Genomic DNA, 13,664 nt, shown 5'->3' with positions numbered 1-13,664 from the left:
TGAGAAAAAATGATAATCCCTGTTTTAGATTTAAAAGATGGAATCGCAGTTTCAGGAAAGGCAGGTAAACGTGATACATACCGACCACTACAAACAGTTTTTAGTAAAAATTCACAGGCTATTGATATAGCTGTTTCACTAAAAAAAGCAGGAGCATCCAGAATATATATTGCAGATTTGGATGCTATAGAAGGAGTTGGGACAAACTCCCCAATTATAAAAAAAATAAATAAAATATTACCGGTCATGCTCGATTGCGGTGTATCTTCAGTTAAAGAAGTTGAAGGTGCATTAAGTATGGCAGATTTTATTATAGTGGCCACGGAAACGTTAAAAGATCTACAAAATCTCGATGAGATTTTTCAGAACCATTTAATGGATAAAATAATTATCAGCATAGACCTTAAAGATGGCAGTATTTACAGTAAATATTTGAATATCGATCTTGGACTTTTCATAAAAAAAATAGCAAAAATCCAACCTCGAGAAATAATCTTGTTAGACATATCACGGGTTGGCAGTGAGAGTGGATTTAACCAAGAATTCATCAAAACCTTCAACATTCCTGAAACTTCAATAATATTAGGAGGAGGCATCAGACCTCAAGATATTAAATCATTAAGCATGGCCGGTGCTGATAAATTTTTAATAGGCACGGCTCTTCATAAAGGAGAAATAACTTTAAAATAGAAAAAAATATTTGATTAATATTAGTAAAATAATGTTTTTTAATACATTTATAAAAATTCAAAATAATACTATAAATTTAATTTTAAGTCAATTTTTAAGGAGTAACAATTTTGAAAGTAATTTTAATTGGCCCATTGACTTGTGACATGATTGTTAAAGATGGTTCAAACTATAAAACTACTGGGGGACCAGTTTTTTATCAATCTGGAGTTTTCAAAAGTTTAAACATTGATGTGGATGCAGTTATCACATTGTCAGCAAATGACCAAAACTTGATTACTCCATTTCCAGATAGTGTTAACATAACTCCTATTTTTACAGTCGATACCATGCAATTTCAAAATATTTACCCTGATTTTGATCCTAATCACCGCATACAAAAGGCAATCATTCCGGAAAATCCCATAAATTATAAATTAATATCCCAAATAGATTTTGCATCAGGAGATGCTATACTTTTAGGGCCATTATCACCATATGATCTTCCTTTAAAGACATTCAAATACCTTTTTCAGTTTGACGTACCCCTATATCTTGGTGGGCAAGGATACTTGAGACATTTAAATAATGATAAAATCACTTTAATGCCATGGAAAGATTATAAAGATTATTTAAAATACGTGGAATGTCTTTTTATTGACGAAAATGAAGCAAAAATAATTTTAGGGGGAAATTATTCTAATTTAAGGAATGTTTCCATAGAACTGGCTGCTTGTGGTCCTAAAGAAATTGTTATAACTTGTGGAAGTAAGGGTGCATTAATTTACTCCAAAGTTGAAGATTTGTTTTACGAAATTCCTGCAATTGCTCCCGACATGATTAAGGATCCTACTGGATTGGGGGATACTTTTATGGCTGCATATGTTGCTAAAAAATTTGAAACTGATGATATAGAGAAATGTGGCAGGTTTGCTGCACTTTTATCCAGCATGAAACTTGAGAAGAAGGGTTTCTTTAATTACCAATTGGGTGAGATCCAGGACAGATTAAGAAAAATAAATTTTGAAATATAAAATAAATAAACTAATAAAATTTAATAAAGTTAAGGGTAAAGAAAAAAAGATTATAAAAAAAGATATTATCTTTTAGCATTGATTTGTTATGTTTAAATAGCTACTGGGTGTTTTAGTTATACTCCCACTACAAAGGGAAGTATTAAAAATGGTAAAATACCAGCAGCCAAAAATAAAACTATTCCAATTAATGTGTAAGGTAAATGCCTATCCATTATCCCGTTGGCAATAAATATGACGCTGAAAAAACCCAGCGCCACAGGTAAAATATGTGAATAAATTAATGTTCCTGTAATTATTTCTGTTTCAACCATGTTTCATCACTTTTAGAAAATTATATATCATATATTAGTTAATTCATTATTTATATTTTCATATTTAATCTTTTGTAATGTAATTTTTGAATCAAAAGTATTTAATATTTAAAAATAAAACTTAATAATGTTAAACTGTAAAAAAGCTAATACATCTATCAGAAATACTTAACTAGTAAATTATGTATTTGTATTTTGAGTTTGTAAAGAATGTTTACAAGGTTAATCATTAGATTTATAGGAGGAATATTATGCGACACGGTACTGATGTCTTGAAGAAGGGTTTTGCTAAGATGACAAAGGGTGGTGTGATCATGGATGTGGTCAATGCTGAACAAGCAGAAATTGCCGAAAAATCAGGAGCTGTTTCAGTGATGGCCCTAGAAAAAGTTCCTGCTGATATTAGAGCTTCTGGAGGAGTAGCCCGAATGGCTGATCCAGGTAAAGTGGAAGAAATTATTGATGCTGTTTCCATACCAGTCATGGCCAAAGTAAGAATTGGTCATTTTGTAGAAGCACAGGTTCTTCAAGAATTGGGGGTGGATATGATTGACGAGAGTGAAGTTTTGACTCCTGCTGACGAAAAGTATCATATTGACAAGAAGAAATTTACAATTCCTTTTGTTTGCGGTGCTAGAAATCTTGGAGAAGCACTTAGAAGAATCGACGAAGGAGCAGCCATGATTCGTACTAAAGGAGAAGCAGGTACAGGTAATGTTGTTGAAGCTGTCAGGCATATGCGCATGATCATGGGCGGTATAAGAGAACTTCAAAATAAAACTGAAGAAGAACTTTGGAGTGTTGCCCGTGAAATAGAAGCTCCTTTGGATTTAGTTAAAGAATTAGCAGAATTAGGACGTCTGCCGGTGGTTAATTTTGCTGCTGGTGGAGTTGCGACCCCTGCAGATGCAGCACTCATGATGCAGCTTGGTGCTGATGGAGTATTTGTTGGATCTGGTATATTCAAATCTGAAAATCCGGAAAAAGTTGCCCGTGCCATTGTGGAGGCCACAACAAATTATAATGATCCTAAGGTTCTGGCGGATGTTTCACGTAACTTGGGTAAAGCAATGCCGGGACTGGAAATGAGTGAAATTCCAGATGATGAAAAACTACAAACACGTGGATGGTAAATGATTTATTTGAATATTTTACCACCAATTTATAATAAAAAGCTTAAAATATTAAAAGTGAATCAAAAATAGTTCTATTTTACTTTTCAAATCTTTTAATGGTTAAAATTAATTTTTTAATACTTAATTTGATATTTACCCATTAAAATGATTCTTTTTGGATAAATATTAAAATAAAATACAATATTGGTTTAAATAGGATATCAAAAATTGTTTAAAATAAAAAAATGAAAAAGGTTTAACTGCTTAAACAGCAGTTTCACCTCTTTCCCCAGTTCTAATTCTTACAACGTCTTCTACAGGAGATATGAAAATTTTTCCATCTCCTATGTCTCCGGTTTGAGCAGTTTTTACAATGGTTTCAATTACCTTTTCTGCATCCTTATCGTTTACGACAATTTCTAACCGGGTTTTTGGGAGTAGATCCACTTTGTAGTCACGACCTCTGTAACTTTCAGTCAAACCCAATTGTCTCCCACGCCCTTTTACTTCTGTCACAGTGACTCCGTGACATCCTGTTTCTTCAAGGGCCTGTTTGACATCTTCTAATTTATCTGGTCTGATTATTGCTAATATTTCTTTCATCTAACCACGTCCTTATATTCTGTAACCAGATTCTTCATGAAGACTTGTGTCAAGTCCTTCAGTTTCTTGTTCGTCAGTTACTCTTAGTCCAATAGTAACATCTATTATTTTACCTAATATTATGGTAACGACAAATGTGTATGCTATTACCGCCACAATAGCAATTATCTGGGTTAATAATTGTCCAGGGTTTCCGTATAAAAGACCGGTACCTAATTCATTGATAAATGGAGCTGCAAATATTCCTGTTGCAACAGCACCCCACATACCAGATACTCCGTGTATTCCAAATACATCCAATGCATCGTCGTAGCCAAAACGGTCTTTGAGTGCGGTTATTGCATAGTAAGATACGATTGAGGTTACAAATCCAATAACAAGCGCTGCAGGCACATCAACAAATCCTGCTGCAGGAGTTATTGCAACTAGACCGGCAACTGCTCCGGATAGGGCTCCAAGTAATGTTGGTTTACCTGTTTTGATTACGTCCATCAATATCCAGGATATCATTGCGGCTGCTGCTGCGGTATTGGTCACTATAAATGCTGATCCTGCTAGACCTCCAGCTGTTAATGCTGATCCTGCGTTAAATCCGAACCAACCAAACCATAATAAAGCAGTACCAATGGTGGAATACCCTAAATTATGTGGGAGTAATTTTTTATCTTTCCTTGCACCTAGAAGCAGTATTAATGCCAATGCCGCCACACCACAATTTATGTGAACAACGGTACCTCCTGCAAAATCAAGTGCTCCTAAGTTTGCAAGCCAGCCTCCTCCCCATACCCAATGGGCAATAGGTACATATACTAGTGTAATCCATAAGGGGATGAATGCTAACCATGCAGAAAACTTCATTCTTTCAACTATTGCTCCTGATATCAGGGCAACGGTTATTGCTGCAAATGTTAATTGGAAAGCGATGAACACACTCATTGGTATAGTTCCAAATAGTGTATCTACTCCTATTCCACTCATAAATAGGTTCATAGGGTTTCCAATAAATCCCATTAGCATATCTTCACCAAAAGCAAACTGGTAACCATAAATTACCCAGATTATACTTGTAATGGCAAAGGCTATTAGAGATAGGAACATTGTGTTTAACACATTTTTCTTTTTGGTAAGACCTCCGTAGAATAATGCTACGCCGGGAACGGTCATTAATACTACCAAAGCTGTGGAAATCAACATCCACGCTGTATCACCGGAATTAAGAATATCCATTACATTTCCTCCTTGTATAATATTTTATTAAAGACTTTATTATTTTTAAAGTCTAATAATAATTGAATTTTATTTTTTTATTCATGGGTGTGTTTTTTAAATCAAAAAATATACAATTTAACTTCGTTTTTCCATCAAGACTTATATATTCGAATACGGGTTTACACCCCCAATCAGCATATCCAATCTCATCGGACATCGGCATCATACTTCCGATATAATAAAATTAATTTACCTACTATATAAATGTTTTGATGATTACTCAAATTATTGCTACAAAATTAGAAAAATTTAGAATAACTACTAAATGTTTCACTAAATAAATATGATATGTGAACATTTTAAAACAATATTTTTTTAGATATAATATAATTAAATAAAATCTTTAAAAATTAATCTATAATTCGAAAAAAAATTAAGAAAAAGGATTATATAGCTTTTTCTCCTTTTTCTCCTGTCCTTATTCTTACAACTTCCTCAACTGGGGAGATAAATATTTTACCATCACCTATATCACCAGTCCGAGCTTTAACTATAATAGTTTCCAGTATATTATCTACTTCTGAATCTTTAGCTACAATTTCAATTTCAGTTTTTGGAAGTAAATCAACTTTGTAGTCATATCCCCTATAGCTCTCTGTTATACCCAGTTGGGCACCTCTTCCTTTGACATCTTTCACTGTTAAACCGTGACATCCAATTTTTTCAAGTGCCTCTTTAACATTCTCTAATTTTTCAGGTCTTATAATTGCGATAATTCTTTTCATAATTGTACTTCCTAATCTATTAATTCCCTTAAATCTAATATTTTTATAGTCTTAGTATTTATAGATTGGTTTAGAGTCTGTAACCGGATTCCTCATGGAGATTTATATCCAGTCCTTGTATTTCATGATTTTCAGAAACACGTAATCCAATAGTTTTATCGATTATTTTTCCGATTATATAAGTCATGACAAATGCATATGTCCCAATTACTGCAACCGCTAAAATTTGGACACCTAATTGTGTTAAATTTCCATATAAAAGTCCACCAGTGATTGCACTATTTATGAGGGGACTGGCAAATATTCCTGCGGCTATAGTTCCACATATACCTGAAACGCCGTGGATCCCAAATACATCTAATGCATCATCATAACCAAAGCGAGGTTTCAGGTGAGAAACGGCATAGTATCCTAAAATTGCAGCTACAAAACCAATAACCATAGCTGATGTTATATTTACATATCCTGCGGCGGGAGTTATTGCAGCTAATCCTGCAACTGCACCAGAAAGGGCACCAAGTAAAGTTGGTTTACCAGTTTCAAGTTTATCCATTAACATCCAGGCTAACATACCTACTGCTGCTGATGTATTTGTCACAATAAAAGCAGAAACAGCTAGATCAGTTGCTCCTAATGCAGATCCTGCGTTAAAACCAAACCAACCAAACCAAAGTAATCCTAAACCTATGACTGAGTATCCTAAGTGGTGTGGTAATAGTTTAACATCTTTTCTAACACCCAATAACATAACTAATGCTAAGGCAGCCAAACCACAATTAACATGGACAACTGTACCTCCGGCAAAGTCTAAAACACCCAGTTGGGCTAGCCATCCTCCACCCCATACCCAGTGAGCTATTGGTAAATATACAACAAGTAGCCAAATAGGTATGAAGGTTAACCATGCAGAAAATTTCATTCGCTCTACAATAGCTCCAGATATAAGAGCAACGGTTATTGCAGCAAATGTCATCTGAAATACAGCAAAAAGACTTTCAGGTATTGTAGGGGCCAGTGCTGCTAAATTTTTTGATTCTAAAACACTATTAAAAAATGGATTTTTTAAGGCACCAATAATTCCCCAGGTATCTGCACCAAATGCTAGATCATATCCAAATACAAACCATAGTATACTTACCACTGCAAATGTGACTAGTGAAAGAAATATAGTATTTAATACATTTTCTCTTTTAGTTAAACCTCCGTAAAATAATGCCAAACCTGGTATCGTCATCAAGATAACCAATGCTGTTGATATTAACATCCAGGCTGTATCGCCTGAATTTAAAATTGCAACCATATTATTCCTCCATATATTTATTTTGTTCTTGTATTTTAATTATTAATGTAATAGAAAAATATCAAATAGGTAAATGGCGTTAATTGAACTTTTATTATTTATTGGGATTATTTAGCGATTTTTTTTGAAAATTTGAATGTTTTATGATCTACCTCCTTAAAGGATATAGGAATCCTTTTTCCGGCATACTTAGTTAACCATATCCCATTTTATTTCTAGTAGGATATAGGAAACCTAATTCCGATCTAACTTTCTATCAAACTCAGATATAACCTTTGTGGTAATCGGAAAAATTTATAATATGTATAAACAATTATTGTCTGTTAGAAAAATCTATAGTTTAATATAAAAGATATAAAATCAGAATTATCTCTTATTTATTATTATGATAAAAATTTAACCATGATTATACAAAAAATATAAAATTAGAAGAATTATAAACTTATTTATTAGTAAATACAAATAGTATTTCAACAACTAATTCCAAATACAAAAATTCACTTAATTAAATTTTAAATAAAATTTAAATGATATCGAGAGATAAAAATGATTTCAAGGAAGAAAGGCAAATTATTTATTGTTCTATCCATAGCATTAATTGCGTTTGGAATAGGATCTGTTACCAATGTTTTAACTTCTGATAACTTTTCTTTAAATGATATTATTCCCAGTTCCCTTGCATTTGAAGAGCAAGAAAAGGTTATGGTCATTAACGATCCTTCTTTCGAACCAGTATACATAGAAAAGGTAGTACCACAACCAATCAACAACACCAACAACACCACCACTAATAACACTAGTGGAGGTAACAATCGAGTTATTGAAAATATAACCTGACCATGATTTCTTAGACTAAAATATTACTCATTTTATGGTTTTTCTAATTAAATCACCCTAATCTATTTTTAACATGTTTTTACTTTATCTTATATAAATTATAATATGTTCATAATAGATCCAGATTTTTCCATACCTGGTTGTAGTTTGATTAAGATTTTTGCCTTATTATATCTTAATTATAGACATAGGTATATGATTAAAAAGAAAACTTAATTATATTAACCCCATAATACATATGGAACACTAATCTAATATCAATATAATTTTATTTATAATACTTTTTTAATGGTTTAAAATAATTTAAATACCTAAATAGGAAATATAAACTTTAATAAGGTGATTGGGAATGTCAGAAAAGAATCAGCTAGGATCAAAAATTAGACAGATAAGAGAAAATAATCAGATGTCATTAGAAGATCTATCCAAGGCCAGCAATATCAGTATTGAGGAATTAGATAGTATAGAAAATGGAGAACTTATACCTTCACTAACTCCTTTAATAAAAATTGCTAGAGCATTAGGCGTAAGACTTGGAACATTCTTAGATGATGCACCACAAACAGGGCCAGTAGTTTCTAAATCTGGTCAATATGAAAATATAATCCTATTTTCTGGGAAAGAAAACCATCCAGATCAGAGTAAACTAGAATTTTATGCTTTAGCTTCAGGAAAACAAGACCGGCACATGGAACCATTTATAATAGATGTTCATCCACCAGATAACCAAGATTATAAATTATCATCCCATGAAGGAGAAGAATTTGTATATATAATGGATGGTAAGATAGAAATTTTATATGGTACTGAAAGGTATTTACTTTCAAAAGGGGATAGTATTTATTACGACTCGATAATACCTCATGATCTTCATGCATATGGCGAAAAAGACGCAAAAATATTGGCAGTGGTTTACACTCCATTTTAAATGAGAGATAGGGATAAATATACCCTTTATTGTTAAAAAATACTTATTTTAAATTGATTAATAGAGGAAATAGAAATGTTTAATATAACAGTAACACCACGATTTGGAGATATAGACGGACTTAAACATGTTAATAACACAGTTCTGGCAATATGGTTTGAAAAAGCTAGAAATCCTATATTTCGAATGTTCACACCAGATTTGGATTTAAGTTATGAAAAATGGAAGTTGATAATGGTTAGAACAGAATTTGACTTTGTGGGGCAGATGTACTATGGGACTGATGTGGAAATTCGCAGTTACATCACCAGGATTGGTAACACTTCATTTACTATAGGACATGAAGCATGGCAAAATGGAGAGTTAAAAGCAAAAGGAAAAGCAGTTATAGTTCATTATAATTTTCTGGAAGAGAAATCGATGCCCATACCAGAATCTATAAAAAAACAATTAGAGGAACATCTGATACCAGAACAAGTATGATGTCTGATTGGATGAAATAATATATTAAATGAAATTTTAACGATAAAAACCTACATATCAATATGTATAAAGGATGTTATGGACATGGATTTAATTAACGATACAATAGGGGAATTCTTAGAAAAAATGGTAAAAAAAGATCCAGACAGGGATTTTATGGTTTATCCTGACCGAAATCTTAGATTTTCATACCAGGAATTTAATGAAAGAGTAAACATGTTAGCTAAGGGACTGCTCTCTATTGGGATTTCTAAGGGAGATCATGTGGGAATATGGGCTAAAAATGTTCCAGATTGGCTTACATTCATGTTTGCCACGGCAAAATTAGGTGTAGTTTTGATAACGGTAAATACTGCCTATAAAAGCCATGAACTTGCTTACGTCCTGGAACAATCAGACATGAAAGCTCTGGCCATAATTGATGGATTTAGAGATGTTGATTATGTTCAAACAGTTTATGAACTCGTCCCTGAGTTAAAAACCCATAGCAGAGGTAATTTAAACAGTAAAAAATTCCCTTATCTTGAAAGTGTAATATATGTGGGTCAAGAAAAACATAGGGGAATGTATAATACCAATGAATTAATGTTACTGGGAAAACACAGCAAAGATGAGGAATTAATCAAAATCAAAGAGTCCGTTGAATGTGATGATGTAGTAAACATGCAATATACATCTGGGACCACGGGTTTTCCAAAAGGAGTAATGCTTACTCATAAAAATGTTTTAAATAATGGTTTTTACATTGGTGAGAGACAGAGATTCAGTGAAATTGACCGAGTATGTTTACCAGTTCCCTTATTCCACTGCTTTGGTATTGTATTAGGAGTGCTTGCAATTTTAACCCATGGCGCAACCATGGTTATGGTAGAACAATTTGATCCATTACTGGTTCTTGCTGCAGTACAAAAAGAGAAATGTACTGCATTGTATGGTGTTCCGACAATGTTCATTGCAGAATTTTCGCATCCCATGTTTGAAATGTTTGATTTTTCCAGTCTACGTACCGGTATAATGGCTGGATCTCCCTGTCCTATAGAAGCCATGAAAAAAGTCATGTCGGACATGCATTGTGATGAAATAACCATTGCTTACGGATTAACGGAAGCATCTCCAGTATTTATACAAACCAGTGTGGATGATTCAGTAGAAAAGAGGGTCAATACAGTTGGAACCCCTTTACCACATATTGAGGTTAAAATTGTAGATCCTGATACTGGTGAAACATTAGGGCCGAATCAAACAGGAGAAGTATGTTGCCGTGGATATAATGTGATGAAAGGATACTATAAAATGCCTGAAATGACCAAGGAGGCTATTGATAAAGATGGTTGGCTTCACAGTGGTGATCTGGCTGTTTGTGATGATGATGGATATTATTCTATTGTGGGCCGTATTAAAGACATGATTATCCGTGGAGGAGAAAATATTTATCCCCGGGAAATTGAGGAATTTATACACACCATGGATGGGGTTAAGGATGTTCAAGTAGTGGGAATACCTGATGAAAAGTATGGAGAAATTGTAGGTGCCTTTGTTATAGTGGATGATGAATCAGATCTAACTGAAGAAGACATAAGAGATTATGCCATAACCAAAATAGCCCGTTACAAAGTACCAAAACATGTCTTTTTAGTGGACGAATTTCCATTAACTGCCAGTGGAAAAGTACAAAAATTTAAATTAAGAGATTTAGCAGTGGAACTTCTTGAAAAAAAAGAACAAAATGAAGAACCAATTTAGGAAATTACTCATAATTATATTATTTTTCTTTTTAGTACTCATTCCAATGCTTTTTCGAGTTTTAATTAATAAATTTTTTATTTAACAAATTTAAACATTAATTACTAAAATTAAATTAAGGAACTATAATGATAATTTTAAGGAAGAAAAAAAATATACTGGAGTTGTACCCTATAGGAAGTGCAAAAGGGGCACTAAATTCCCGTAGAAAACCTTTGTTTTATGGTTACATTAAATTGAAAAATGTTAACGGCCGGATAAAAATTCACAGGTTTCATGTTAAAAAAGATGATAAAGAAGCAGTATTTCCTCCCAGTGAAGCAGCCAAAATTCTAAAAAATCAAACTGTTTTTTTATTAGGTAGTGATTCTCAAACCGAAGAATTATTAAATGAGATGAATATCAATTATAAGAGAACTCTTATCTGTAATCACTGCATTATGGATGGATATATAACTATAATAAAAAGAGATTCATCCTACCAGTTTCATAATGACCATATCTGCAGAATTTGTGCGGAACAAGAAGTAAAAAGAGAATTAAATTATAGAGATTTTGATTTAAGTACTTTCAAAAATTTTAAAAGGATACTGGACAGCACCTATGATGTTAATAAAGTTTTAAGTGTGTTAAATCCTAATTTTGACCCTGTAAAAAATTCTGATCTCACCCTATACGATAAAATTGAAGTGAAAGGAAATAAAAAGCCAAAAATGGCTATAGCCCAACTGAATATTCCTGAAAAATTTAAAGATATCATTAAATCTAATGGAAAATATTTATTACCAGTTCAGCAGATGGCAATGGAGAAAGGTCTTTTAGATGGTGAAAATTTACTTGTAGTATCAGCCACAGCCAGTGGAAAAACACTGATTGGGGAAATTGCTGGAGTTCCCCGGGCAATGAATAAAAAGAAATTTCTATTTTTAACGCCATTAGTGGCCCTGGCCAACCAGAAATATAGGGATTTTAAAAGTAGATACAGTAAACTGGATTTAAATGTATCAATTAAGGTGGGTATGAGCCGAATAAAAGCCAAAGAAGAAATTTCTCTTGGAGATGATGAGGTAAAAAATTCAGATATAGTGGTTGGTACCTACGAAGGTATAGACTTTCAACTTCGATCAGGAAGAGCAGATGATCTCAAAGATCTAGGAGTAGTGGTAATTGATGAGATACACATGCTGGACGATCCTGAAAGAGGTCCCCGACTAAACGGTTTAATACAGAGATTAAAATCCCTTTTTAAAAATTTGCAGATAATAGGACTATCTGCTACTGTTAAAAATCCGAAGGAGATAGCCACGGAATTTGGAATGAAGTTGGTGGAGTATGGTGAACGTCCAGTGCCATTGGAGCGTCATCTAATTTTTACCCGTTCTGAATATGATAAATTAGATATTATGGTCAGAATAGCCAGATCAGAATACAAAAACATTTCAAAGAAAGGATTCCACGGACAAACCATAATATTCACTAATTCTAGAAGAAAAACACATTCAATATCGGATTATTTAACTAAAAGAGGTGTTAGTGCCGCAGCATATCATGCTGGACTTTCCTATTCTAAAAAAAATAATATTGAAAAAGATTACCTAAAACAAAAAATATCTACTGTGGTTACAACCGCTGCACTTGCTGCAGGAGTGGATTTTCCTGCATCACAGGTTATATTTGAAAGCATTACCATGGGGAATAAGTGGTTATCACCCAATGAATTTTCACAGATGCTGGGAAGGGCAGGAAGACCCACCTACCACGATATAGGTAAAGTATATTTACTTCCCGAGATTGGTCGAATATTCGAAGATGAAGCAGAAGAGGCCGTGGCCATTGATCTATTAGATAGTGATGTGGAAGAGGTAGATGTACATTATTCAGAGGACGATGTTATAGAACAGGTACTAGCTGATATATGTACAGGAAATGTTAGAAATATTACTGATCTCAAGAAAACATATAAAAGTATAGATCTACCCTTAAATCTGGACACGGCTATTGATCTACTCATTGATTATAAGTTAATAACAGAAAACGGCAATTTCAATGTCACAAGTTATGGAAGAGCTGTTTCCACTTCATTTTTAAATCAGGAAGATGCAGAGTACATCCGAAAAAATTTAAAAAAGATTACTCCCTTGGAAATGGCCTTGACCCTGGAACCTTTTGAAAATGTTTATTTATCAAACCGGGTTCATAAAAAACTAAGTAAGGTTCTAAAAGTTAATCTTTCCACCAGATTGTTTGCTGATTCAACATTGGACATAATCTCATCAGCGGAAAATATTTCTAAACTGGATCCGGCTCTCCAAGACGCGCTTATAAATTTGCAGATGGAATTTTTATCGTGTAAATGCAAAGACCGTCCCTTCTGCACGTGTTTCCAGATGGAACTCTCCCGGAGGATTATCAAGTACCGGTCCCAAAACAAGGATCCAGTGGACATCAGTAAAATTCTCCTTAAAAACTACCAGATACATGCATATGCAGGGGATATATTTTCCTGGATGGATAATCTTATAAGGAAATTGGAAGCTATAAGAAGAATTGCCAGAGCCTTTAAATATTATAAAATAGTTAAACAAACTTCAAAACTTATTAAAACCATAGAAAAAGGATATTAATTCGTGGAAAAGGATGATCT

At 33.3% G+C, this 13,664-nt stretch carries 13 protein-coding genes; 8 read left to right on the top strand and 5 right to left on the bottom strand.

Annotated elements, in window-relative coordinates:
- Positions 1-9: 9 nt before the first annotated feature.
- Together CIT01_00930 and CIT01_00925 are read left to right on the top strand one after the other, a co-directional pair.
- Positions 10-690, top strand: a complete 681-nt coding sequence (locus CIT01_00930) for a phosphoribosylformimino-5-aminoimidazole carboxamide ribotide isomerase (protein AXV36865.1) — start codon at positions 10-12, stop codon at positions 688-690.
- Between the two features lie 110 nt (positions 691-800).
- A complete protein-coding gene (locus CIT01_00925; protein AXV36864.1) occupies positions 801-1,703 on the top strand; it encodes a hypothetical protein in 903 nt (300 codons plus the stop codon).
- 116 nt (positions 1,704-1,819) lie between these two features.
- On the opposite strand, the gene CIT01_00920 is transcribed toward CIT01_00925, so the two are convergent.
- Positions 1,820-2,017 carry a hypothetical protein gene (locus CIT01_00920; GenBank protein AXV36863.1) on the bottom strand — a complete coding sequence of 66 codons (198 nt, stop codon included), beginning with the start codon at positions 2,015-2,017 and terminating at the stop codon, positions 1,820-1,822.
- A 251-nt stretch (positions 2,018-2,268) separates the two neighbouring features.
- On the opposite strand from CIT01_00920, the gene CIT01_00915 reads away from it, so the two are divergent.
- Complete coding sequence (locus CIT01_00915) at positions 2,269-3,150, top strand: pyridoxal 5'-phosphate synthase lyase subunit PdxS (GenBank protein AXV36862.1); 882 nt, start codon at positions 2,269-2,271, stop codon at positions 3,148-3,150.
- 246 nt (positions 3,151-3,396) lie between these two features.
- Here CIT01_00915 and CIT01_00910 read toward each other — a convergent pair whose 3' ends face one another.
- The 4 genes from CIT01_00910 to CIT01_00895 form a co-directional block, all read right to left on the bottom strand.
- Positions 3,397-3,735: a transcriptional regulator gene (locus CIT01_00910; GenBank protein ID AXV36861.1), complete on the bottom strand. Its 339-nt coding sequence runs from the start codon at positions 3,733-3,735 to the stop codon at positions 3,397-3,399.
- A 12-nt stretch (positions 3,736-3,747) separates the two neighbouring features.
- Complete coding sequence (locus tag CIT01_00905; protein AXV36860.1) at positions 3,748-4,962, bottom strand: ammonia channel protein; 1,215 nt, start codon at positions 4,960-4,962, stop codon at positions 3,748-3,750.
- Positions 4,963-5,390: 428 nt separating this feature from the next.
- On the bottom strand, positions 5,391-5,729 hold the full coding sequence (locus CIT01_00900) for a transcriptional regulator (GenBank protein ID AXV36859.1): 339 nt from the start codon (positions 5,727-5,729) through the stop codon (positions 5,391-5,393).
- A gap of 70 nt (positions 5,730-5,799) precedes the next feature.
- Positions 5,800-7,029, bottom strand: coding sequence for an ammonia channel protein (locus CIT01_00895; protein ID AXV36858.1), 1,230 nt, complete (start codon positions 7,027-7,029; stop codon positions 5,800-5,802).
- A gap of 546 nt (positions 7,030-7,575) precedes the next feature.
- Between CIT01_00895 and CIT01_00890 the strand changes: the two genes are divergently transcribed.
- From CIT01_00890 to CIT01_00870, 5 genes are all read left to right on the top strand, one after another.
- A complete protein-coding gene (locus tag CIT01_00890) occupies positions 7,576-7,866 on the top strand; it encodes a hypothetical protein (GenBank protein ID AXV36857.1) in 291 nt (96 codons plus the stop codon).
- 349 nt (positions 7,867-8,215) lie between these two features.
- Positions 8,216-8,794 (top strand): DNA-binding protein, encoded by a 579-nt coding sequence (locus CIT01_00885; GenBank protein AXV36856.1) that lies wholly within the window; start codon positions 8,216-8,218, stop codon positions 8,792-8,794.
- 75 nt (positions 8,795-8,869) lie between these two features.
- Entirely contained in the window at positions 8,870-9,277 is a 408-nt protein-coding gene (locus CIT01_00880; protein AXV36855.1) for a thioesterase, read from the top strand.
- Between the two features lie 84 nt (positions 9,278-9,361).
- Positions 9,362-11,020: an AMP-binding protein gene (locus CIT01_00875; protein ID AXV36854.1), complete on the top strand. Its 1,659-nt coding sequence runs from the start codon at positions 9,362-9,364 to the stop codon at positions 11,018-11,020.
- A gap of 128 nt (positions 11,021-11,148) precedes the next feature.
- Positions 11,149-13,644, top strand: a complete 2,496-nt coding sequence (locus tag CIT01_00870; GenBank protein AXV36853.1) for a DEAD/DEAH box helicase — start codon at positions 11,149-11,151, stop codon at positions 13,642-13,644.
- Positions 13,645-13,664 lie beyond the last annotated feature (20 nt).

The sequence above is a fragment of the Methanobacterium sp. BRmetb2 genome, from assembly GCA_003491285.1.
Taxonomy (GTDB): domain Archaea; phylum Methanobacteriota; class Methanobacteria; order Methanobacteriales; family Methanobacteriaceae; genus UBA117.
Note: the sequence above shows the minus strand (reverse complement) of the source record. Positions and strands in the feature narration are given on the sequence as shown.